General features: G+C 37.3%; 20 protein-coding genes and 1 pseudogene. 13 read left to right on the forward strand and 8 right to left on the reverse strand.

Annotated elements, in window-relative coordinates; all coding sequences use genetic code 11:
• The 12 genes from P20480_RS19495 to P20480_RS10225 form a co-directional block, all read left to right on the forward strand.
• Positions 1-1,218 (forward strand): hypothetical protein (locus P20480_RS19495; protein ID WP_033025380.1); only part of this gene is annotated, 1,218 nt, incomplete at its 5' end.
• Complete coding sequence (locus tag P20480_RS10260; protein WP_008129230.1) at positions 1,202-1,531, forward strand: hypothetical protein; 330 nt, start codon at positions 1,202-1,204, stop codon at positions 1,529-1,531. The genes P20480_RS19495 and P20480_RS10260, both read left to right, overlap by 17 nt.
• Positions 1,532-1,547: 16 nt before the next feature.
• Complete coding sequence (locus P20480_RS10255; protein ID WP_008129232.1) at positions 1,548-1,919, forward strand: hypothetical protein; 372 nt, start codon at positions 1,548-1,550, stop codon at positions 1,917-1,919.
• An 86-nt stretch (positions 1,920-2,005) separates the two neighbouring features.
• Complete coding sequence (locus P20480_RS10250; protein WP_138922283.1) at positions 2,006-2,401, forward strand: hypothetical protein; 396 nt, start codon at positions 2,006-2,008, stop codon at positions 2,399-2,401.
• 109 nt (positions 2,402-2,510) lie between these two features.
• A complete protein-coding gene (locus P20480_RS18015; RefSeq protein WP_008129236.1) occupies positions 2,511-3,296 on the forward strand; it encodes a TniQ family protein in 786 nt (261 codons plus the stop codon).
• A 40-nt stretch (positions 3,297-3,336) separates the two neighbouring features.
• Positions 3,337-3,591, forward strand: a complete 255-nt coding sequence (locus P20480_RS19815; protein WP_238530295.1) for a hypothetical protein — start codon at positions 3,337-3,339, stop codon at positions 3,589-3,591.
• 101 nt (positions 3,592-3,692) lie between these two features.
• Positions 3,693-5,744, forward strand: a complete 2,052-nt coding sequence (locus P20480_RS10245) for a type I-F CRISPR-associated protein Csy2 (protein WP_008129239.1) — start codon at positions 3,693-3,695, stop codon at positions 5,742-5,744.
• Positions 5,744-6,772 (forward strand): type I-F CRISPR-associated protein Csy3, encoded by a 1,029-nt coding sequence (gene csy3 / locus P20480_RS10240; protein ID WP_008129242.1) that lies wholly within the window; start codon positions 5,744-5,746, stop codon positions 6,770-6,772. Before P20480_RS10245 ends, csy3 begins: the two co-directional genes overlap by 1 nt.
• Entirely contained in the window at positions 6,769-7,371 is a 603-nt protein-coding gene (gene cas6f, locus P20480_RS10235) for a type I-F CRISPR-associated endoribonuclease Cas6/Csy4 (protein WP_008129244.1), read from the forward strand. The genes csy3 and cas6f overlap by 4 nt, the downstream gene beginning before the upstream one ends.
• 520 nt (positions 7,372-7,891) lie before the next feature.
• Complete coding sequence (locus P20480_RS18020) at positions 7,892-8,395, forward strand: hypothetical protein (RefSeq protein ID WP_033025388.1); 504 nt, start codon at positions 7,892-7,894, stop codon at positions 8,393-8,395.
• 7 nt (positions 8,396-8,402) lie between these two features.
• Entirely contained in the window at positions 8,403-11,177 is a 2,775-nt protein-coding gene (locus tag P20480_RS10230) for a tyrosine-protein kinase family protein (protein ID WP_008129246.1), read from the forward strand.
• 773 nt (positions 11,178-11,950) lie between these two features.
• Positions 11,951-14,362 (forward strand): response regulator, encoded by a 2,412-nt coding sequence (locus tag P20480_RS10225; protein ID WP_238530296.1) that lies wholly within the window; start codon positions 11,951-11,953, stop codon positions 14,360-14,362.
• A 54-nt stretch (positions 14,363-14,416) separates the two neighbouring features.
• On the opposite strand, the gene P20480_RS10220 is transcribed toward P20480_RS10225, so the two are convergent.
• Both P20480_RS10220 and zigA read right to left on the reverse strand, forming a co-directional pair.
• Positions 14,417-15,112 carry a DUF1826 domain-containing protein gene (locus P20480_RS10220; RefSeq protein WP_008129249.1) on the reverse strand — a complete coding sequence of 232 codons (696 nt, stop codon included), beginning with the start codon at positions 15,110-15,112 and terminating at the stop codon, positions 14,417-14,419.
• Positions 15,112-16,311, reverse strand: a complete 1,200-nt coding sequence (zigA, locus tag P20480_RS10215) for a zinc metallochaperone GTPase ZigA (protein ID WP_008129250.1) — start codon at positions 16,309-16,311, stop codon at positions 15,112-15,114. The genes P20480_RS10220 and zigA overlap by 1 nt, the downstream gene beginning before the upstream one ends.
• Positions 16,312-16,532: 221 nt before the next feature.
• On the opposite strand from zigA, the gene P20480_RS10210 reads away from it, so the two are divergent.
• Complete coding sequence (locus tag P20480_RS10210) at positions 16,533-18,668, forward strand: TonB-dependent siderophore receptor (RefSeq protein WP_008129252.1); 2,136 nt, start codon at positions 16,533-16,535, stop codon at positions 18,666-18,668.
• A 29-nt stretch (positions 18,669-18,697) separates the two neighbouring features.
• Here P20480_RS10210 and P20480_RS18025 read toward each other — a convergent pair.
• The 6 genes and pseudogenes from P20480_RS18025 to P20480_RS10195 all read right to left on the reverse strand — a co-directional run bounded on the left by P20480_RS18025 (position 18,698) and on the right by P20480_RS10195 (position 23,614).
• Positions 18,698-19,778: pseudogene (locus tag P20480_RS18025) on the reverse strand (mechanosensitive ion channel family protein).
• Between the two features lie 102 nt (positions 19,779-19,880).
• The gene (locus tag P20480_RS10205) at positions 19,881-20,282 is read right to left on the reverse strand and encodes a DUF6691 family protein (RefSeq protein ID WP_008129258.1); all 402 of its coding nucleotides are present in this window, start codon (positions 20,280-20,282) and stop codon (positions 19,881-19,883) included.
• 3 nt (positions 20,283-20,285) lie between these two features.
• Positions 20,286-20,699 carry a YeeE/YedE family protein gene (locus tag P20480_RS10200; RefSeq protein WP_008129261.1) on the reverse strand — a complete coding sequence of 138 codons (414 nt, stop codon included), beginning with the start codon at positions 20,697-20,699 and terminating at the stop codon, positions 20,286-20,288.
• 1 nt (position 20,700) lies between these two features.
• Positions 20,701-21,414: an OmpP1/FadL family transporter gene (locus P20480_RS20005; protein ID WP_256438041.1), complete on the reverse strand. Its 714-nt coding sequence runs from the start codon at positions 21,412-21,414 to the stop codon at positions 20,701-20,703.
• On the reverse strand, positions 21,315-21,959 hold the full coding sequence (locus P20480_RS20010) for an OmpP1/FadL family transporter (RefSeq protein ID WP_008129266.1): 645 nt from the start codon (positions 21,957-21,959) through the stop codon (positions 21,315-21,317). The genes P20480_RS20005 and P20480_RS20010 overlap by 100 nt, the downstream gene beginning before the upstream one ends.
• Before the next feature lie 224 nt (positions 21,960-22,183).
• The gene (locus P20480_RS10195; protein WP_008129267.1) at positions 22,184-23,614 is read right to left on the reverse strand and encodes a sugar porter family MFS transporter; all 1,431 of its coding nucleotides are present in this window, start codon (positions 23,612-23,614) and stop codon (positions 22,184-22,186) included.
• Between the last annotated feature and the right edge of the window lie 8 nt (positions 23,615-23,622).

Consider the following 23,622-nt stretch of genomic DNA (forward strand, 5'->3'; position numbering starts at 1 on the left):
AGCAGTCAATCAAGATTAGCTAAGTATTTTGATAAATTGACTCCTTCACATCATAATACTTTCAGATTAAAAAAAGATAGATTGAAAGTAAAAATACCTAAAGACTTCAACATTTATGAAGATCCTGAAAAGGTAATTAGTTTTGTAAGTAAGTTTTATCGATCTATTTTAAACCCAAAACTAAACACGCTTGAAGTTAAACACAATAATGTCAATAGCTGTGTAGCCAGTGAGATGATGTTGGGTTTAGTTGCAAATGAGGTTAATACAGCAAGAGATAGTACCTTTCCTTTAAAAGTGAAGGGTATGATACATGATGATGGGACTCATTATGAAATGCTTAACAGTGTTGGTATTGTTGCGGAGTTAAAGCAAAATACTCCTGAAAAATGTGTCAAAGGTGATGTTCTTTATTTTAGAAAAGATAATTACCTGAATGAAAGTTCAAGCGGTTTAGCTAATGATGTGAAAAATGAAACGGCCAAAAACTTAGTCAAGCACTTAAAAGCTTGTCTAAGTACTCAAGAGTTAGAGCTTCGAGAAAATGTCGGCAAAGATATTGAAATGTGTATTGGTGAGGTTTTAGACAATGCGCATGAACACTGTGGTGGAACTGCACCTATTTGGTTTGTAAGAAGCTATTTGAATACAACTGTGGCAGATAAAAGGTTTTTTGACCTGACAGTGATGAATTTTGGTTTAAGTATCAGTGACACTTTCAATTCATTAGAGGATGATAGTGAGGCTAAAAGCCTCGCGATGGAGTATGTAAATTACCATGAAGGTAAGGCAAATAAAGATGTGCTAACTACGGTTTCAGCTATGCAAGGCAATATTAGTTCAAAAAAGGATTCTGATAGTACTAGAGGACAAGGAACTATTAGACTCATAGAGACATTCGAAGGAATTTATAAATCCTATGAGCAGTTGAGAGGTAATTATTGCGAATCAGGTGCACAAATGAATATAATTACTGGTAATACAGTTCTCAAGTTTGATGGCAAATTTGATTCGGTTAATATTTCAAATGAATCCGGAGAAGAAGATTTTATTTTTCCTTTCAATGAATGTGGTGACTTGAAAGTGCCACCTTCTACTGATCATGTACTATGTATGAAAGGAGTTAGCTTTCCTGGCATGCTTTTAAATATTAGGGTGCCTCTAACTGGAAGTACAACTCCTTTAGATGATGAGGAACACAATGATGCAAACAATTAGAATTGATTTAAGTAAAACGGGCGAGACTTTATTATCAGGTAGAAAAAATGGAGAGAGGGCTCGGACTAGGTTTGATATCAAGGATGCAGATAACTTTATAATGTTAGCAAACGACGATCAGCTAATTACTAGCTCATATTTTCTTGGATTACTAAGTGAAGTACTTATCGTATTGGCAAAAAAAGAAAATGGTAATATCAATGAGCTCTTAAAGCACGTTGACTTGAGTTCACTTAATGAAAAAAGTAAAGATGAATGTGTTAGAGCAATTAGAAGAAGTATTACTAAGCCTCGCTCTTTGATGGGTCATTAATTTGTACAGTTTATATATGCAGCTAGTTTTACAGCTTCTTCTTATTACTGGCTGCACTAGTTCATTTTCTTCAGAGAGCAAATCAGCACAGAGTCAAGAGATTACAAATACTCAGAGCACTGTTTCTATAAATGACGCAAAAATAACAGAGCGAAGTTTTGAAATTGAAAAATCTTTAAGTAGTAAAGCTTTTATACAACAGAATGATAAGTATGTTAGTGAATATATTGAATTGGGTTTAGAGCAATCGGCTCCTAATAATACGATTCTAGTTACTGATAACCCTCATGCTACTATGACAAATGAACGAAAATTTAAAAATGTAGCAGCTATCACACCCCAAGAAAACGCTTTAAATTTATTAAAAAACAGTCAGTTACTAATATAAATATTAATAAAGCCAAGGGTACATCACCTCGACTTTGGGAAACTAAAGATATATTATCTGTCTTACTTTCTACATTGGCCTTTATATTGTCAGTACTTTCATTCGGTTGGGCACTGTATTCATTCTCTAAATCTAGAGAAAGATCAGTTATAGATGACTATTGGATGAGACAAGTTATTTTTCCTAAGTGCATGGGAGTAGTAACTGAGCTTGTAATTGAAGCAAGAAGCGAGTTTACTAAATTTAGTCACTTGTCAGACTTTTATGAAAAGTTTTTTTTAGAGAAATCGAATGCTATTAGAGATAACTTTTTATTAGCTAGGCCTTTAAGTGAGAATATACAAGAAGAAGTAAATACATTGCTCGACAATTTAGATGATGATTTGAATGAAATTACATCACCTGACCAATTAAGTGGATTGATGTCAAAGTTTGGAGAAGACATAATGAAATTACTAAAAAATCTACAGAGTAAAATATAGACCATAAGAGAAAGTGATTACATTTTACCAAATAAGTTAGGGATATACTTTGACGGTCGCATTTATTTAGCCTAAACCTAAACTAAGATTTTCTTAGTTTAGGTTGGCGATGCATTTTTTAGTTCAAACAAAACCTTATCCTGAAGAGGCGCTTGAAAGCTATTTGCTAAGGCTTGCTAGGGATAACTCATACGATCGTTATAGTGAGCTTGCTGATATTTTATGGCAATGGCTTGCGGAGCAAGATCATGAGCTTGAAGGTGCGTTGCCGTTAGAGCTGAGTAAAGTTGATGTTTATCATGCTAGGCAAGCGAGCAGCTTTAGAATAAGAGCGCTTAAGTTAGTAGCCCAATTAGCTGATGTTAACGCTGGTGATATTCTTGCGCTTGCATGGCGGCGCAGTAATTTTAAATTTGGCAACCTTGCAGCAGTAAGCCGTAATGATCTAACAATTCCCCTTGAGCTACTTCATACTGATAACATACCTGTTTGCATTGAATGCTTGTCTGAATCTTCATATATTCCTTTTCACTGGCATTTAAAGCCCTATAAAGCGTGCCATAAGCATAAAACACAATTAGCCATACATTGTGGTAAATGTCATAACTTAATTGATTATAGAGCTTCTGAGGCGTTTTTAGAGTGTGTTTGTGGTTATAAACCAACCAGTAGTGAACAGTTAAACTATGCAGACTTTAAAATTGCATTTGCGCTTGCAAGTAATAACAGCCATAAAATAGTCGGGTTAATATCCTGGTTTGCGAAGGTTAAGCAACTTGATGTAAGCGATGCTGACTTTAACTGCGCTTTTGTTGATTACTTTAGTACTTGGCCTGATGGCTTTACCGCTGAATTAGATTTACTCACAAAAAAATGCGCGGCTCAAACAACTTAACCCTTTTAATAAAACTAAGTTTAACTCTGTGTATGGCAGTGTGATCCGTGATGGTCAAATAGCTGCAACAAGTAACCGTAAAAACAAAGTTCTTGATGAGATTATTAATTACTTTGTCGAATTAGTTGATAGTAATCCTAAAGCTAAACATCCAAATATTGCTGACTTACTGCTTTGTACTTTTGACACCGCAGTATTATTAAACACCACCACAGAGCAAGTTTACAGGCTTCACCAAGAAGGCTTTTTAAACTGTGCTTACTCACAAAAAAAGACACGAACAGCTCAGAGCTGATAGCCATGTTTTTTATTTTACGCCAAGTAATTGAACTACAGCAAGCATTTGCAGCTGAAAAGACTCAAACAAAAAAACAATTTATAGCGCCGTGGTAACTTATGAACTTACAAGATGCATTTGCAATTGAATTATTGAAAGAAAAAACCACAGCCATTAGAAAGTTGTTTGCTCCATACATGCCTCATGTTGCGGTAGATGGTTTTGAGGAACAAGCGCTGACTGTGCTCATTAACCTAGTTTATAAGCGAAGTGAAATTGATGATTTAACAAGTACAAGAACCGCTCAAAGTGTATTACGCGATGAAGTGTTACTGAGTAAGTGCATTAACGAAGTAAAATGGTTTCATACTCATAATTTAAAATATCCTGATATACGCGTAAGCCATCAACGTTTAATTAGTGACGTTATAAGTGAAGATATTGCGGGTATTTGTAGCCGGTCATTACCTTTAAGTTTTGGCTGGTCGCACAACAGTGCTGAAATTAATCATGCAAAGTTATTTTTAACCTCATTTAGTTGGCAGGGCGAAGTGACTTGTTTAGCAAAGTTACTAATAACTGAAGAGCCTGTTTGGATTAATTTAATAAGAGCATACGGGTTTACTAAAAAGACGGTTTTAGACATCGCGGGTAAAATAAAACAGCAGTTGCCAGTGGCAGAACTCCCATTAGAAGTAAGCTCTTTTTCACCACAACTACAAATGCCATTTCAGCAAAGCTACCTTGCGGTTACGCCTGTAGTAAGTCACGCAATGCTAGCTAAAATTCAGCAATTAAGAACAGATCGTAAGTTAAATTTTGGTTTTGTTGAGCACTCAAGACCAGCCAATGTTGGCGATTTAGCAAGCTCAGTAGGTGGTAATATTAGAGTGTTGCGCTACTTCCCTAAAACATATTCAAAGGCTATTAACCGCTCTAAAGTAGCCAATAATGATATTGAGAAAGCATTTAAAATTCGTGCGCTATTAAGTAGTCAATTTCAACAGGCGCTTTTGGTATTGGTTGGTATTAAACAGTTTAATACGTTAAGGCAAAAGCGATTAGCGCGAGTCGCGGCGATTAGGCAAGTACGTGTTAGCTTGCAGTTGTGGCTGGATAACATTCTGGAAGCTAAAAATAACGCTCATGAGCAAGCTTACCCTGAGTGGGCAAAGCATTACTTAGATCAGAGTATTACTAACTGCATTAGCCAATTTAGTAACGTACTAAATGAGAGCCTTGGTAATTTAAGTAAGCTCAAACGCTTTGCGTATCACCCTAATTTAATGGGGCTGTTTAAATCGCAGTTAAACTATGTGTTTACTCATTGTGCAACTGAAAAGGAAACATTAAATGATGAGCAAATAGTGTATGTACATTGCCAAGATATGCGAGTGTTTGATGCCGAGGCAATGGCTAACCCATATATTCAAGGCATGCCCTCACTTACTGCTTTAAATGGGCTTGCTCATAACTTTGAGCGTAAGCTAAAAAACTTTATAGACCCTTCAATTAAGTGTATTGGCAGTGCTATTTACATTGAAAACTATCAACTACATAAAGGTAAACCATTACCTGAGCCAAGTAAGTTAAAACAAGTTGCTGGCCGTAGTCATGTAATAAGATCAGGAATTATCGATAAACCTAAATGTGACATAACACTCGATTTAGTATTTAGGTTTTTCGTACCAAATGAAGAGATACTTAATAAGTTAAATAGTCAGCTTATAAAGCCCGCACTACCATCTACGTATGCAGGCGGGACCATGCATCCACCTTCGTTATATCAAAATATAAACTGGTGTCATGTACATACTACACCGAGTGAGCTGTTTAAAAATATAAAGGCAAAATCGTTAAATGGCAGTTGGTTGTACCCTTCAAAAAAAGTAGTCAAAAGTTTTGAACAATTGATTGATGTCCTTAACGGTAACTTTAATCTAAGACCCGCTGCAATTGGCTTTGCTGCGCTTGAAGAACCCGTAAAGCGAGATGCAGCATTACATGAATATCATTGTTACGCTGAGCCCGTAATTGGGTTGTTAGAGTGTGTTAGCAATACGTCAGTTAAGTATGCAGGGGCTAAGCGGTTCTTTCATGACGCATTTTGGGTTATGGATGTTCAAAAAGAGTCTATGCTTATGAAAAAGTCTAAGTTTGAGTATGAATAATGCAATTACCTCGGCACTTAAGTTACTCGCGTTCGCTTTCACCCAGCAAAGCAGTGTTTTTTTATAAAACACCAGAGTCTGATTTTGAACCGCTACAAATAGAACAAAATAAATTAGTTGGGCAAAAATCAGGATTTGGCGATGCGTATCAAAAGCAAGGTGAAGCTAAAAATTTAGCGCCACAAGATCTTGCTTTTGGAAACCCTCAAACAATTGATGTGTGCTACGTGCCTCCAACAGTAAATGAGCTATTTTGCCGTTTTTCACTCAGGGTTGAGGCCAATAGCAATGAGCCACATGTTTGTGATGACCCTAAAGTTATCTATTGGTTAAAACGTTTTTTTGAAACCTACAAAAAACACAATGGTTTTAATGACGTTGCAACTCGCTATGCTAAAAATATACTGATGGGCAACTGGCTTTGGCGTAACCGCCAATCACCAAATGTTGATATTGAAATCCTTACTGAGCACGCAGCTCCAATTATTGTTGAAGGTGTACAAAAACTAAAATGGCAAGGCAATTGGCAAAATAATCAAACGGCATTATTAACGTTGTCAGAAGCTATTCAAGAAGGGCTCAGCAACCCTCAAAATTATTGTTATTTAGATATAACAGCAAAAATTAAAAATGCATTTAGCCAAGAAGTTCACCCTAGTCAAAAGTTTGTAGATAATGTTGAACAAGGCATGTCATCTAAACAACTTGCATACACTCAAGTGGGCGATAAAAAAGCAGCAAGTTTAAACTCGCAAAAAGTAGGGGCTGCGATTCAAACTATTGATGATTGGTACGAGGGAGGTTACAAACCTTTACGCACTCACGAGTATGGCGCAGATAAGCAAATATTAGTTGCACACAGAACACCTAAGAGCCATTCAGACTTTTATTCATTACTCCCGCGCATTGCCATGCATATTAAGCACATGGAAAAGCATGGTTTAGGGCAAAGTGAACAATCAGACGCAGTTCACTTTATTGCGGCAGTGCTGATTAAAGGTGGCTTGTTTCAAAGGAGTAAAGGTTGAAGCGCTATTATTTTACCATTACTTATTTACCCAAGAATTGTGATGTAAGCCTTCTTGCTGGGCGTTGTATTGGTATTTTGCATGGGTTTATGAGTTCACGCGAAATTAGTAATATAGGTGTGTGTTTTCCTAAATGGAACGAGCAAACCATAGGTAATCAAATAGCGTTCGTATCAACAGATAAAAAGCAATTAACCAACCTATCTCAGCAAAGCTATTTTGAGATGATGGCTCATGATAAATTATTTGATTTATCAAAAATACTCGAAGTACCAACAAACCAAAGTGATGTAATGTTTGTTCGCAACCAATCGGTAGCCAAAGCATTTGTTGGCGAAAAGCAAAGACGATTAAAACGCGCTAAAAAGCGAGCTGAAGCCAGAGGCGAAGTCTACAACCCTAAATATAAATTTGAGGCAAAGGACATAGGCCACTTTCATTCAATACCTGTATCAAGCAAAGGTAACGGCCAAAGTTATATTCTGCATATACAAAAAATTGAAAAAACTGAACCCATAAATAATCAGTTTAACAATTATGGCTTTGCTACAAATCAAACATTTCAAGGCACGGTTCCCTCTTTGAATACCCTTTTTTAATAGTTATACAACACTCTTCTTAATTTTCAATGGGTTATCTGGTTGATTAAAATAAGGGTAAATAATTTAAATTCGTTTAACAGTTTGGTATTTATAGAAATTTAAACTACTTTTAATAGTGAACTGCCGAGTAGGCAGCTGAAAATTTAGAAAATAGTCGAGTAGTTCCTACACGTGTATCTTCTGCCGAATAGGCAGCTGAAATTAGGCCAGGAAGTAAACAACCACAACTTGTGACTTTATAACTGCCGAAAAGGCAGAGGCTAAATAAAAAGACCCCAGCAAACGCTGGGGTCTTTTTATTCGTTATTTGATATAAAACTTGGATTTTATTAAGGTTTTTATTCGTCCAAACATGGTCAAAAATTCACTTTGATTTTCTATTACTCGTACAATTTCTGACATAATTACGTATTAAACTCAAATTTTTCATGTAAGATGTTGGGGGGGTTACACCATATTGGTTAAGTGCAGGAATTATATGTTGTAATATTGTAAAAATAATAAATAGATATATTTCATGGTTTATTCAGAATACCTTAACGCAGCTAGAAAGCACTATGCGACATGCGAAGCTCTAAAAACAACTATCTTGGGTTTGGATTTAGTAAAAGCCCCAGATAAAGTTAATAATAAACACTTTAGGTTAAATTTATATTATTTAACGGGCTATATTTTCGAATGCTCAATTAAATATGGGATATATAAATTAGTAAATCATGATCTTAAAACTCCAATTAATGAGCTTAATGTCCCAGGCATAGACTTTGCCAATGACATCAAAAAACATAGATTCGATCGTTATTCTGAACACCTAATTGTCAGACATGCAGGTATAAAATTGGTTGATGATAGAAACTCTGTCCCACCTGAAGTTGTTAAGTTATATAATTCTTGGGATGCCCCTGTAAGATATTTGTACAATGATTCAAAGCCATTGTCATATTCGATGTTAGAAAATAAACACTTATTCACATTTTTAGACTGTGCACGTGAAGTGCTTAAAACAGTGGAAAGGCTATAGGTTAATAATGTTAAAGTCATTCAAATTCATAAAAACGATAGAAGCTTTTTTAATCCACCTTCAAGACAAGAAAATAATAGAAAAATATAAAGTAAAGTTATCTATTAATCAAACTGTTAAAGTATTAGTTGCAAGCGACTCTATTGAGTCAATAGTTGATTTTGAGGCTGAGTTATCTCAATATGAAGAATATATTGAAGATCAACAGCTAATCAAAGAAAGCTTACTAAATGACTCCATTACATTTGAGTTTTTTTCTACTGAAGATAGTGAAGTCGATTATTCATATGAATTTTCAGGAAGTAAAGTTGATTACGGTCTGAGGCGGTCTTTGTCTGCTCTTTTAGATAAAAGCTCAAATCAAATTAATAAGAGTAATGTTATTACGTTTTATAGCTACAAAGGAGGGGTTGGAAGAACAACCTCACTTGCATTAACTGCAACATATCTTTCGCGGATGGGTAAAAAAGTTTTTGTAATCGATTGTGATTTTGAAGCGCCAGGGTTGATTAATTTCTTTAATACCTCTCAATCAGGTTCTAAAAAATCAGGGGTTGTTGAGTATCTTAATGACTGTTTATTCGATTCAGAAGTTACTCTTGATGATTATGTCTATGAAGTAGAAAAGAGTTACTCAGGAATAGGAAATATTCACTTGATGCCAGCTGGAAATTTACTTGGGGATAGTGACGATTTATTAAGTTATATTGAAGGCATTGCACGATTAGATCTTCAAAGTAATATTCTAATTGAAAGATTAAAGGAATTAGTCTCAGATATAAATGATGCTTATAACCCTGATGTTATTTTGGTTGATTCAAGAACAGGATTCAATAATATTTTTGGGGCTCTTGTAAATATTTCGAGTTCAATAATTACGTTTTTAGGTGATGATATTCAAAACACTCCTGGTGCGGAATATGTAACAAGCCTACTTTCTAATATTGATGTAAATCAGTGCTATGTTTTGTCAATACTTAGTAGTGGCCCTTCTAAGAGATTCAACAATTTCAACACTTATATTGCAGTTAATAAGAGTGATAATATATCTACATTTTATCTTGACCGACAGCTTATTCTGGAACTTATAGGTACCCCTTATGAAGATATTGATGATTTAAATGATTTTATTAATGGAGAGAATGGTTCACCTAGATACCAAATGCTATTTGAATATATTCATTCATTAATTCCATCTAGTGCGGATGAATTAGCTGAAGCTGCTCAGTCAGAAGATAAAAAAGAATTATTTGTAAATGTTAATGAAGAGGAAGTAAAAGAATCATCAAGCAGAAGCCAAATCAATACAAGTATAAGTGATAATGTACTTTTTGAGGTAAAGAAACACCTTCCTGATTTGTACGCAGAAAACATTGACTACACTGAGGATTATTTGCGAAATAGCTTTTATATAAGACCTTGTATGGAAGATTTTTTTATACCTGAAAAAACTATTTTGTTAGGTGACAAAGGAACAGGCAAGACAGCATTATATAAAGCTTTACAAGTTGAGAGTATTTTTGAACTTTTAATCGAAAAATCTCAGAAAAAGCATCTTAATTATAATGTATTAAATATTACTAATTATGAGAATGATAGTTTTGAAATCTTAGGCTTAACGGAAGAACTGGTCAAAAACGAACTCTTTATTAAGAAATTTTGGATCTTCTATATTTGGAATGCAATTTGTACCAGAGCAGACTTTTCGACTAAAAACAAAGAACTGATAGTTAACCTTTCCGACATAAATGTAATTGATAGAATTGTAGAAATTGTTACTTTAAATGAATCTTTTCAATTGATTGAAAAAGAATTAGAACTTTTCAATAGTCAGCTTAGAGGAAAGGATAAAAGGTTAATTTTAACATTTGACCGCCTAGACAATATTGTAAAACCATATCTTTGGGATGACATTGTTTCGCCATTAGTTAAATTATGTAATAAGTTTCCTTGGGAAAGCATATTTCCAAAACTTTTTTTGAGGAGGGATTTATATGAGAGGCTTGGCAACCTTACAAATAAAAGTTCCTTTAAGCCAAAAATAATTGGCTTAGAGTGGTCTAAGAATGAAATATACTCTTACTTTTTAAAGATTGTTTTTACTTATTCCCCCGAGGAATTTACTACATATCTACGCGAAAAATTAAAACCAGTTTTAGTTAATGAAGTAACGAAGCGCCTAAATAAAAAAGGTGCTCGAAATCAATTGCCTTTAGATACTTATTTAATTCAGCCTGTAATTAACGCATTCTTTGGTGAATCAAAGCAGAAAAAAAATGGTAAAAATAGCAGTGCTTATGATGACTTGTATAGAAATATTCAAAGTGCTGATAGTACAGTGAATCTCAGACCTTTTTTAGATTTGATCAAGTACGCAATTGAGGAGCAGGAGCAGCAGGATTTTGATCGTGGTTATCGAAAAGGTGCAATCTTAGGGTTAGCTTATTGCACAAGTAAGCATGTAAGAAAGCAGGCAGTTGTGAATTACCTGATAGATCTTTGGGGTGAACAGGGAAATGAATTGGTCAAATACTTCTGCCAAGATTTATCGAATAATCGAGTTCATCCACAGTATAAAAAAGCTAAGTTAGATGAAGGTTTATTTGAAAAGTTGCTACAAGATATTAGACAGCGCCATATTTCTGATAGCACTGTTAGCTCTACGACTATAAATGAGTTTAAGCAAATTTTGATCGCTAATAAAATTATTACTCCATATATGGTCGGTAACAAAAATAGATATGGTTACGCATATTTGTATACGAATTACTTTGGGGTTTAGTTATTTTTTGATAACAGCCTTTGTCTATAGTAATCATTTTTCATAGTAAAAGGCTGTTAGTAATTTCAACACGTTATAAGTCAACTAAACTTGGCAGTATTTTTATTTGGTTGGCTTCATAAAGCCTGTATTTGGTAACTTTATGCCATTATAAGCTTCAACATTATGCCAACTTACACTTCACTTGTGCCGTTGTAGTTCAATGAAATCGAATGTGGTTATGTCAACTTATACTTCAAACAACATTGGGTGACTACAGCTAATCAATTTAAAAAACTTTAACCAAATACACACAAGTTTATTTTCTGATATTCCCTATATTTCTGCCTTATAGACAACACTTAGATATTGCGCAATAATGAAATAATACGTTAACGTTAACGCTACACATGTTAAATCAGATGCCCAAGGGTTGTTGTAATGTCTCAAAGAAGTAAGTGGGCACTAGCTATTTTATTAGGGTTAATAGGCGGGTTGGTTAACCTTTTACCCCTGTATTTCTTCGATAGTTCTGAATTTTTTATTTGGACAATTTTTTGTTTTTATGCAGCTTAGTATTCACTGGACTGCGTTATTCCTGCCTTACGCTCGCAATTGTCTCAAGCTTTTTACTCTATAGATGGGGGCACTGTTGGCCCAGCATAGTTTATTTGTTGGAGCTTTTATGGCTTTATGTTTTTTGTTTAAGGCGCTCTAAACCTATTTTACCCTTAGGTGCCGTATTTTGGTTTTTAGTTGGACTGCCTATCATTTGGGGTATAGGCCAGTTTGTAATGGATTTAGCATCGCTAACGCTTATTGTTGCAGTGTTTAAATACTTGGTAAATGCATTAATAAGCTTAGCACTCGTTGATTTGATGAGCATATTTGTTCCCTTTGCTAGTCGTGCTTATCAAGGACGCCCACTAGCTCGTATTCTTAGCTATGTTGTCAGCGTCATTATTGTTTTGGTTGTCCTTATTACAAGTGTTTTTTTGGTGAACGATCATCACTCACGCATAGAGTATGAGGTAAATGCTCAGCTTGAAGAAAAAGCGAAATCAATTAGCACACAGTTGAATGACTATTTACAGTTTCATAAAAACGCGGTGGTAATGAGCAGTGATGCCATAGGTGGTGGAATTACTATACAACAACAGTTAACGCAGTTAATGGATTTATACCCAGGTTTTACTACAAGCTTATATGCAATGCCAAATGGCTATGTTGCTAAAAGTATTCCCAGCACATTATTAGAAGGACTTAGTGAAGAAAAGCGTTTTGTTAACGACCGCCCTTATTTCTCTCAAGCTAAACAGTATCCTCAAGGTTATAGCAGTGGTGTGTTTCAGGGGCGTGGCCTTGGTAATGAACCTATAGTTGCACTTTCTGCGCCTATTTACAGAAATGATGAGTTTTATGGTGTAGTGGAAGGGTCGTTAAAGCTTGAACGTTTAGAGCAATATATACCGAATTTGTTTAACCAAACTGGTGAGCTAATTATACTCGATGCTGAGCAAAGGATTGTTTTTAGCTCATTAGCACAATTTGACATTTTGGCTGACTTTAAAACTTTAGATTTTACGATAAGTAACTTGGGCGATAATCAACTGTTCCGTTCTGTTAATAATGAAGTATTTCATACCAATCAGTATGTTGATACTGTTAGTAAATGGCAGGTCATCACGTTTTACAATCGTAAGCACTTAACAAAGGTAGTAGCAAGTGCCTGGTTACCAACAATATTATTTAGTGCAGTGTTGATATTTTTAGTGGTGTTGTTTATACATCATTTGTCTAACTTATTAGTTCAGCCAATTATTGGTTTAACTAATTTAATGCATGGTTTTGATAAATCAGAAAAACAACATTTTAATACAGAGTCTAGTTGGTACGAAGTACTGCAACTACAAGAGCAGTTTAAGATGCTGGGAAGTGCGTTAAGGGACTCAATAGAGAGCTTACAAGCGTCTAATATTAAAAATCAGGATCTAAATAAACAGCTAAGCCAATTTAACCAGCAATTGGAAGTTAAAGTGGCAGAGCAAACAGATGAGCTAACAAAAGCAGTTAAATCTGCTAATGAAGCTAACAAAGCTAAGTCACAGTTTTTGGCCAATATGAGTCATGAACTGCGCACGCCTATGAACGGCATCTTAGGTATGGGTGAGGTATTACTTCGTGATACCACCCTTACCGATGAGCAGCGTGACCTTCTTGAAACACAACAAAAAAGCTCAAAAAATTTACTACAAATATTAAATGATATTTTAGATTTTTCTAAAATTGAAGCTAACGCTATGCAAATAAGCCCCCGTGCTACTTTGCTTGCTCCGTTTATAGAAAATATACACTCGTTATTCTCACCCATTATTCATTCTAACAATGTTGAGTTTATTATTCAGCGCAGCCCAGACTTACCCGATTGCTTAAATGTAGATGACTTACGTTTAAATCAAATAATTATTAACTTATTGTCAAATGCACAAAAGTTTACTCAGGCTGGGTTTGTGCGTTTATCGTTTGATTACAAAGATGAGCAACTGACGGTAAGTGTGTCTGATAGCGGAATTGGGATTGAAAAAGAGCAGCAACTATTACTTTTTAGTGAGTTTACCCAAGCAGATGCTAGCGTAGCTCGTAAGTATGGCGGTACAGGGCTTGGGCTGGCTATTTGCCAAGGTTTGATTAAAAAAATGGAGGGTGAAATAACCCTCAATAGCGTGCCAGGTTTAGGCAGTACGATTAAGTTTTCGATACATGCACCTAAAGCGCAAATTGTCGATTTAGCAAATCGTGTACAAGAGCAATCTTTACCAGATTTGATCAATAAGCATATTCTGCTAGTAGAAGACAATCCGATAAATCGCCAAGTAATTGCAAAAATGTTAGAGCCAACAGCTGTTACTATTACAATGGCAAACGACGGCTTAGAAGCGCTGAAAGCATTAAAAAATAATGTGTTTGATTTAATTTTAATGGACTGTCAAATGCCTAATATGGACGGTTATGAATGTACTATACGCATTCGCGAAAATGAAATAAGGGAAGATAAAAGGGTTCCAATTATCGCTATTACAGCCAATGCATATGAAGAAGATAAGCAGCGTTGTTTAGATGTAGGTATGGATGACTTTATTTCAAAACCGGTCAACTCTCAGGGGTTATATAGTGTTATTGCTAATAACCTTACAAAGATAGGTTAAGTATAATTGATAAAGGCCAGACAAAATATGGCCTTTATGAATGGCGCTTTAATTTTATATAAAATCGAGAGTAAGCAGTAACCTAGGGGCGCTATTAGTTCCAGCCAACGGTGGCGAGCGATGCACTAAACCTGCGCCTTCGTTTTCATCCCAGTATTCGCCTTTAAGCAGTGCAACATCGCCTTCTGTTAGCTGGTTAATATTATTTAGGCTTTTAATTAAGCCAGACTCCTCATCAGGCTTACCTAAATTACCAGTACTTAGCTTTGAGCGGTTTACATCGCTGTGATTTAACCATTGCGTAGCAACACCTTGGTAAGTAGTCACTAACCGGCACGGAATTTTGTCTACATGAAAACGCGGGCACATAGGTTTATCTAATATTTTTAGCCTTAAACCGGCGCGTTTTAAATCAAACAGGCAACAAAACATTTCAACCAACAGTGTGATGTCTTCACACAAAGCTTTAATTTCATCGCGGTTATTATCTTCTGGCTTAAGCGCTTTTATTAATTGATCAAACGCATCATCAGGTGATACCGCAAGTTCAAGTGGCTTTAAAGCGTTGGCGGTAATGAGTGTATTGACTGCATTTGTTAATGTTTGCTCAAGGTCTCTTTGCCAAATAACAATGTTAGTGTCTTGGTTATAAATTTGTGGCAATGCATTGGCATCACTCTCTATAGCTGCTCTTCGGTATAGCGGTTCCGCCGGTTTTACTTGCGCTGTTATTGGGGCTAGGGCATTCATTACTCTTCCTCCCAAATAGGAAACGGGTCGTTAAAGGTTTTCCAAAAATCTTTACCTTTTAGAACAGCATCTTCTGGGAGTAGGCAGTCATCAAGCGCTTTAATCATGGCGTGTTTATTTAACGACTGACCAATAAACACAAGCTCTTGGCGCATGTCACCAAAGGGCTCTAACCACTTACTGTTTATATCAGCAAGTAGTTCGGGCTCTGTGGGCCAGTCTTTTTTAGGAATTGCTTTATAAAACATGCCTGCAAACCCGTAATGCGCTATACCGCCAGCTTGGCTCCACTGCGCGCAAAATAAAGGGCGCGTTGCGAGCCAAAAATAACCTTTAGAACGAATGAGCTTGCCAAATTGCTCGGTATTGTGCAAAAAGTTATAAAACTTTTCTGGGGCAAATGGGCGGCGCGCAGTGTAATTAAAGCTGCTAATACCATACTCTTCGGTTTCGGGAATATGTTCACCACGCATTTCTTTAAGCCAACCCGGTGCTTGTTGGGCACGTTCAAAATTAAATAAACCGGTGTTTAGCACTTCGTTAATATTAATATGGCCGTTTGAAATAGGAATAATGTTAGCTTGAGTATTGAGCGTATTTAAAATGGCAGTGAGTCTATTTAATTCATCGTTTGTAATTAAATCAGTTTTACTAATTAAAATAACATCGGCAAATTCAACTTGGTCAACAAGTAAGTCGGCAACGCTTCGCTCGTCGTCTTCTCCTAATGATTCGCCGGTATCTTGTAAATCATTTGCTTGCTCGTAGTCGTTTAAAAAGTTAACGGCGTCAACCACTGTTACCATGGTATCGAGGGTGGCAACATCACTAAGTGAAACCCCGTTTTCGTCGGCAAAGGTAAATGTTTCTGCAACGGGGAGGGGCTCAGATATGCCTGTAGATTCAATGACGAGGTAATCAAAACGCCCATCATTGGCAAATTTGCCCACTTCAATAAGTAAGTCTTCTCGTAGGGTACAGCAAATACAACCGTTACTCATCTCGACCAGTTTTTCATTACTGTAATTGAGCGATACACCACTTTTAATAGTGGATGCATCGATATTTATATCGCTCATATCGTTTACTATAACGGCGACTTTTTTACCTTGTCTGTTATTAAGAATATGGCTAAGAACGGTTGTTTTACCAGCCCCCAAAAAACCTGATAACACTGTGACGGGCAGTTTATTTATCATTTAATAATCTTACTAAATTGCAATTTGGATATGTTATATTATATCAATACCGTATTCCAGTAATGCTAATTAATTTATTCAAAACTGAGCTGCAGATTTAGTGTATTGCTCAAAACTCTTCATACGAAAAATAAAGGTGAATATGAAATTATTCACATTGCACATAGCAATGATAGTCGTTATCATTTGTATTGCCTTGTAATTATCTTCTCTGGATCAACATGTTTAACCAAAAATATTTGGCGCTCAGTATTGCTGCGTCTTTTTCTGCTTTTTCTAATGTGGCATTTGCCGAGCAAAATAACGAAATTGAAACAATTGAAGTAACAGGCCGTGCTCAGCAGTTTTACCTAGAAACCGAAAGTAAAATTGGGACTAAAACGGATTTAGATCTTATTAAATTACCGCAATCTGCGCAGGTATTAACCGAGCAACTTATTATTGACCAAGCCGCGCGCGATATTACCGATTTATACCGCTCAATAGCCGGGGTAAGTGAGTATAGTTATTCAGGCGTTACTTTTCGTGGTTTTAGAGACGATGCCAATGTATTTTACGATGGCGTACGTGGCGATCCGTACTCGGGCTTTGGTGTACCGCAATTATTTAATGTAGCGCGTGTAGAAGTATTAAAAGGCCCAGCCTCTGCGTTATATGGTGGTGGTGAGCCAGGCGGTATGATCAACTATGTGACTAAAAAGCCTTCGTACACGCAAAGCAAAGAGCTAAAAATAACGCTTGGCAATTACAACACGCGTGGTGCCTCACTTGATATGACCGGCGGTTTAACCGACACCATGGCGTATCGTATAGGTGGTTATTACGAAGAGCAAGACAGCTTTCGTAATAATGCAGATTCAAAAAACAGTGAGTTTACCGGTGGTTTATTATTTGATTTAACAGATTCAACCACACTAACCACCACTGTTGACTACATCAAACAAGACTTAGGCGGTAACCGTTTACGTGGTGTACCGGTAGATGACAACGGTAATTTTTTAGTTGACCCTAGTTACAACGCAAATGAAGCATTTGACTACCAAGACATGGAAGCGTTAGTGCTGCAAGGTAAGCTAAAGCATTACTTTAATGATGATTTTTCTGTAAGTAGCACACTGCGTTACATGGATAACGAACGCGACCAAGCTTATCATGAGTCGCAAAACTGGGTAGATGTAAACGGTGATGGTGAAGCCAACATTGATGACGAAACCATTAAACGCGAATACCGAAAGCAATACCGCGCCAACGAAGAAACAAGCTTAACCACCGACTTTGTTTATAGCTTTGAGCAAGGCCAATTAGCGCACCAAGTATTGTTTGGTGGCGACTACCACATAGTCGATACCGAGTACGATTACTTACGCGCCCGTTATGAAGCAGACGGTGTGGCTAACTTAAACATATTTGACTTAAATTACGGCGAAACCGACCCAAGTACTTATAACCTGACAGACATGAACCGCGATGGTGTTGATACTGACCGTTTTGGACTATACGTACAAGATGTTGTAAGCATTAACGAGCAATGGACAGTTATTGCAGGCTTGCGCTATGACCATTTTAAAGAGCTAAACAAAGAAACCGGTTACAGTTACTCAGATAACGATGTAACACCGCGCGTGGCTGTTACATACCAACCTGTTGAAAACACATCGGTATACATAAATTACTCAGAAAGCTTTAACCCCGCATCATCAGGCGATCAAGAAGATGTAGAGGGCGAGGGCAATTTAACCCCAGAAACCGGTAAACAAACCGAAATTGGTATGAAAAACCAATGGCTTAATGGCAAAATTATGAGCACCTTTGCTATTTACCAAATTAATAAAGAAAACGTAGTAATGAGTAACCCAGACGACACTGGCGCGGGTGACGGCATTGCAGCGCTTTTAAATATAGGTGAGGTAGAAAGCCGTGGGTTTGAAACAACGCTGGTGGGCGATTTAACCGAGCACTGGACGCTAACTGCTAACTACGCATATAACGATACACTGGTTGTTGAGGGTGTAACGGGCGATACTATTTCAAGCACCTACGGTGATGGCTCTCGTTTTGCTAATGCCCCGCGCCACCAAGCTGGTTTATGGTCGCGTTTTGCGCTTGATAGCATCGACTCGTCTATAGCATTTGGCGCAAATTACGTAAGCGAGCAAATAAGCCAAGACGGCCAAAAAGTTAAACCCTTTACCGTATTTGACATGAGCTGGAGTACCCGCTTTGACGATGTGTTATTAAGCGTAAATATTAATAATATATTTGATAAAGAATATGCAGTAAGTGGCTTTAGTGAGCGTAACGGCCACTTCCCGGGCAGCCCACGTGAAATAGTAGGCCAAGTAACCTATAAATTTTAAAGTAAATTAAGCGCGAGCTTATCTCGCGCTTAATTTTTATCACTATTAAAATTAGCGGCTTCTTGCGCTGTGTTAATAGCTGTAATAGGAAAGGGGATCACAATACCTTCTTGGTTATAGCGTTTGTGCAGCGCTTTAATAAAAGCAGATTTAACCCAAAACCGATTAAAGTACTCTTTTGCGCGCAGCATTACGGTAAAATTAATACTTGAGTTATCAAAGGTGTGATACACCACAAAGGTATTGTAATCATCAACGCCCCACTCATGGTCAATCAGTATTTGGCGCGCAACTTCAAGCGTTACTTGTTCTACAAACTCTAAGTCTGAGCTGTAGTGAACGCTTACATCAACAGGTACACTCAGCTCTTTTTCGGGGTAAAAGTAATTAATAATACGCGATTTAGAAAGCTGACTATTAGGAATAATAATCATATTATTTGGCAGCATTTTAACCCACGTAGAGCGCCAACCAATTTTTTCTACAAAGCCTTGCTCCTTTGACTCAAGCTCAATAAAATCACCTACGCGTATGGGTTTATCTATAACGAGCTGTACGCCCGAAAAAAAGTTTTCAAGGGTGGGTTGCAGAGCAAGTGCCACCGCCAATGACGTAATACCAAGAGATGCAATAATAGGTGTAATTGAAATACCCAATGTGCCTAATAAAACCAACAACCCTACTGAAAACAATGTAACGCGAATAACCCCCTTAATAATACTTTGAGAATTGAATATAACGGCAGATTGTTTAGCGTAGTGATTAACCGTGCCAATAATAAAGTGATTTAAAAAGAAAATAAGTGCAAGTAAAGCTAATACAATATTGATGCTGTTGAACGGAATTCGGTTCGCTAACTCGGGGTCAATAACGAATGTATCGTGCTCCAAAATGGTGATTAGCACAATAAATGTGCAAAGTGTGAGTGGTTTAGATATTGAATCAAGAAGTAGGGTATCGAAGGTAAAAGTGGTTTTTGATGTCCACTTTTGTAACCAATACATTATAAAAAAACGAATAAAAAACAAAGAGTATAGTTATGATTGAAAGGTAAGCTACTGTACTCAACCAAGGGGTGTTATTAATAACATCAAGCGTATTTTTGAGCATAACTTAAACCTAATAAATATATTTATATTTATTACAGCAAGTTATGTACCTATGTTTAGAATAAAAAAAGTGTATTGCCGAGACAAGCTCGGCAATAGTCGCTTATATTTTTTTAGCCAACCACATTCCACTCAACACGGAGGCAAAAAACAGCCAAAACTCCATTTTGAGTGACACTAACTGAACCAAGCCTGGGCCTGGGCAAATACCACTCAATCCCCACCCTAAACCAAACAAAACAGAGCCCGTAATTAATCTACGATCTACATTTTTTAGATTACTCAGGCTAAATGTTTCACCAAATAAAGGGCTGTCTTTTTTAGAAACCCAAAACCACGCCAACATCATTATTCCCATGGCTACAGCCATTACAATAATTAAACTGCCATCCCAGTTCTCGCCAAAGGTTAAAAAATTGAGTACTTTATCAGGGTTAGTCATTCCACTAATAATAAGACCAATGCCGAAAATAAAGCCTAAAAACACCGATGTAATTGCTTTCATGTTTTATCCAATTAAGTTAGCAGTGATAACGGCAACAAGCATAAACACACATGTTGAAACCCAAGAGCGAGTAGAAAAACGCGACATACCACACACGCCATGCCCGCTTGTACAACCATTAGCAAGTGAAGTACCTACACCCACTAAAAGTCCCGCTACAATAATTAACCAAGAGGGTATATTTAAATCGCCCTCTAATAATTCAGGTGCAATAAATGAGGTAGCAACGCCTGCAATTAGTAAGCCTGCAATAAAGCATACTTTCCATACATTATCGGATTTTAATGGGGTGAACAGCGATTTAACTAATCCTGAAATACCGGCTACTTTGCCAAATAAAACCAGTAATAGTGCGCAGGCTATGCCTATTAAAGCACCGCCTAAAGCGGCTGAAATGGGCGTAAATTCGGTTACCATTTTAAATCCCCCAAACAATAGATACACCAACACCAGACTGCTGCATTTCAATTGATAATTGTTGGTTAGGCGCTAAAAAGTTTGCACCCGATACTTTTTTAGCTGGCGAGTAAAAAGCCATAGCGTTTAATTGTACTTTTTCGCTAACTTCATGACTAAAACCCGTTGTAAAATGCCACTCTTGTACACCCGGCGCTAAAATATTAAATAACACCTCAGACGATGGAATAGGCTGTTGCGTGTATGAAACACCAAAGCGAATTTTTTGTTTTGCAGTGCGCTGCCACTGATAGCCTAATTTATATATATCCATATCTTCCCAGCCAAACCCTGCACCTGCGCTTGCACCTAAAGGTGCAGACATTAAGTTACTCATTGGATTGGCAATGCTTTTAACTTCACTGTAGTTTATTTTTTGCCAATCAAATACAACTTGGTTTGTAGGCGTTAACTTATAAGCGGCACCAATTTGAATCGAGCTTGGTAAATCAAAGCCACCGTTTTCTGCGAATAAACCTTTATAGCTATCAAACTCTTCCATAGACACCGATGAGCGGTAACTGGCACCCCAGCTAAACGATGTGCCTACGGTTTGAGTTATACCTACTTGTACACCTAAACCTGTGCTGGTGTCGGTGTCATTATTTGTAAGCGCTTGGGGCGATTGCGAAAAAGGCGCAAAGTTTCCAAGGCCTGTCGCTTTAAACTGTTGCACAACATAAATAGGTGAACCCCCACTTTTGTTTGCTCATTTAACTGGTAGTTAATAGTTGGGCTAATAAACATCTGCTTTAAATCAACGCCAGTCGTGCCAGCATAAAATGTGCCTTCGGGTTCTGACTCGGCGTTGTAGTCGGTGTTCATGCCGCCATTGCCGTAAACTAATAAGCCAATATTTATTTTGTCATTGAGCTGGTGGCCAATGGCAAATTCAGGAATGGCAAATAACGTGTTATCACTTTTTTGGGTTTTTGCTTCAAGATAAAGCGCATTAGGATAAAACGTATCTACAGATGAAGCTGTGTATTTTCTATCAGGTGAAAATAACTCTAACCCAACTGAAATTTCAGTGTCATTTACATTAAAGCTAGCAGGATTATTTGCACCCGACATCAACTCTTCCGATAGCGCAACACCCGCACCTGCCATGCCTTTGTGGGTCATGCCATAACCATGAGTAAAATACCCATTGGTAGCAAGTACGTTAAAAGAACCTAGGGTAAAGGTTAGGGCCAAACCAGATACTAACTTATTTTTCATTTTGACAGACATACGTAGTTGGAAAAGGCGGACAATAGCTAATTTTCTATATTCAAAAAAGGAATTTAAATCGATTACTTATAGTAAAAAAGAATATTAAGGGTGGGTAGTGAATCCAATATTTAGCGCAGTAACTTCTTAATCCTTGCATACAACTGTTGAATCAATCATTTAACTAAAAAACACAAAGCGGTGAGAGGGTTCACCGCTTTTTATTGGGCTAATTACATAGACTCAAGTGTTTTACCTCGGGTCTCTTTAATGTATTTAACAACAAAAAATATACTAATAAGTGCCGATAACGCATAAAAGCCGTACGCACCTGCAAGGCCAATATTAGCCAGCATAATAGGGAAGGTCATGGTAATGGCAAAGTTAGCAATCCACTGTGCGCTTGCAGCAACAGCAAGCGCTGCGCCGCGAATACGGTTATTAAACATCTCGCCTAATAACACCCACACAACCGGGCCCCAACTTAAACCAAAAAATACCACAAATAAGTTAGCCATTATAAGCGCAAACGTACCCATGTTATCGCTAAGTGCAAGCTTGCCTGCTTCATCAAGGCCTGCGCTGCCAAATATATAAGTAAGCGCACTTAAGCTAATAAACATACCCACACTGCCCACAAGTAAAAGTGGTTTCCGACCAATTTTGTCAACAAGGGCAATAGCAATAAAGGTCGATACAATATTAGTAGTACCCGCTAATACATTTATAAATAGCGATTGCGACTCGTCAAACCCAGCAGCTTGCCAAAGCTCAGAGCCGTAATAAAATACCACGTTAATACCTACAAATTGCTGAAATACACTCAGCGCAACACCCGCCCAAACAATTGGGTGTACTTTTTTACTGCCATCAATAAATAAATCACGAATACTCGGCTTTTTATCGCTATGCAAAGAGCTTTTAACATCGCTTATTTGCGCATCAGCACTGTCGTTCGAAATTTTACTAAATACCGTTTTTGCATCGTCTACTTTACCTTGCGCCACTAAATAACGAGGCGACTCAGGAATAAACAACACACCCACTAAAAACAGTATTGCAGGCACAAGCTCAACCCAAAACATCCAGCGCCAAGCGGCTATATCAAGCATTAAAATGTTTTGCGCACTACCTGCCGCATCAGCAATTAAATAATTACTTAAAAACGCAGCAAATAAACCCAATACAATAGCGAGTTGTTGTAATGTAGCTAAACGACCACGAAGGGCTGGTGGTGCAACCTCTGCAATATAAGCTGGCGCCAATACCGATGCAGCACCAATACCTAAACCACCAAATAAGCGGTAAAAAATAAACTCGCCCGAGCTTTCGCTAATGCCCGAGCCAAACGCACTAATGGCAAAAATAATCGCGGTGATGATCATAATTGCGCGGCGACCAAACCTATCAGCCAGCGGCCCCGCAGCAAGTGCCCCCACGGCGCACCCTAATAATACCGATGCCACATTGAAGCCCGTAGCCACACTGCTTGAATTAAACGCATTGCCGAGCGCCGACACCGTGCCGTTAATAACGCCCGAGTCAAAACCAAATAAAAAGCCACCAATAGCAGCCACGGCCGATATAAAAATTACATAAAAAAGAGAGCATGTGCCCAATGTGTGCGCCGAGCTATTACTGCTCGGCGAGATAGGTGATGTCATAATTGTGT

Source organism: Pseudoalteromonas sp. BSi20480 (assembly GCF_000241365.1).
Taxonomy (GTDB): domain Bacteria; phylum Pseudomonadota; class Gammaproteobacteria; order Enterobacterales; family Alteromonadaceae; genus Pseudoalteromonas; species Pseudoalteromonas marina.

Bases quoted from the DNA above. Each gene is read 5' to 3' on its own strand.
- P20480_RS10230 (WP_008129246.1), top strand. From the start codon at position 8,403: ATGTTAAAGTCATTCAAATTCATAAAAACGATAGAAGCTTTTTTAATC.
- P20480_RS18015 (WP_008129236.1), top strand. From the start codon at position 2,511: ATGCATTTTTTAGTTCAAACAAAACCTTATCCTGAAGAGGCGCTTGAA.
- P20480_RS10260 (WP_008129230.1), top strand. From the start codon at position 1,202: ATGATGCAAACAATTAGAATTGATTTAAGTAAAACGGGCGAGACTTTA.
- P20480_RS20010 (WP_008129266.1), bottom strand. From the start codon at position 21,959: ATGAAAAATAAGTTAGTATCTGGTTTGGCCCTAACCTTTACCCTAGGT.
- P20480_RS10205 (WP_008129258.1), bottom strand. From the start codon at position 20,282: ATGAAAGCAATTACATCGGTGTTTTTAGGCTTTATTTTCGGCATTGGT.
- P20480_RS10225 (WP_238530296.1), top strand. From the start codon at position 11,951: ATGGATTTAGCATCGCTAACGCTTATTGTTGCAGTGTTTAAATACTTG.
- P20480_RS10245 (WP_008129239.1), top strand. From the start codon at position 3,693: ATGAACTTACAAGATGCATTTGCAATTGAATTATTGAAAGAAAAAACC.
- csy3 (WP_008129242.1), top strand. From the start codon at position 5,744: ATGCAATTACCTCGGCACTTAAGTTACTCGCGTTCGCTTTCACCCAGC.
- P20480_RS10255 (WP_008129232.1), top strand. From the start codon at position 1,548: ATGCAGCTAGTTTTACAGCTTCTTCTTATTACTGGCTGCACTAGTTCA.
- P20480_RS10195 (WP_008129267.1), bottom strand. From the start codon at position 23,614: ATGACATCACCTATCTCGCCGAGCAGTAATAGCTCGGCGCACACATTG.
- P20480_RS10210 (WP_008129252.1), top strand. From the start codon at position 16,533: ATGTTTAACCAAAAATATTTGGCGCTCAGTATTGCTGCGTCTTTTTCT.
- P20480_RS10200 (WP_008129261.1), bottom strand. From the start codon at position 20,699: ATGGTAACCGAATTTACGCCCATTTCAGCCGCTTTAGGCGGTGCTTTA.
- zigA (WP_008129250.1), bottom strand. From the start codon at position 16,311: ATGATAAATAAACTGCCCGTCACAGTGTTATCAGGTTTTTTGGGGGCT.
- P20480_RS10220 (WP_008129249.1), bottom strand. From the start codon at position 15,112: ATGAATGCCCTAGCCCCAATAACAGCGCAAGTAAAACCGGCGGAACCG.
- P20480_RS18020 (WP_033025388.1), top strand. From the start codon at position 7,892: ATGGTTTATTCAGAATACCTTAACGCAGCTAGAAAGCACTATGCGACA.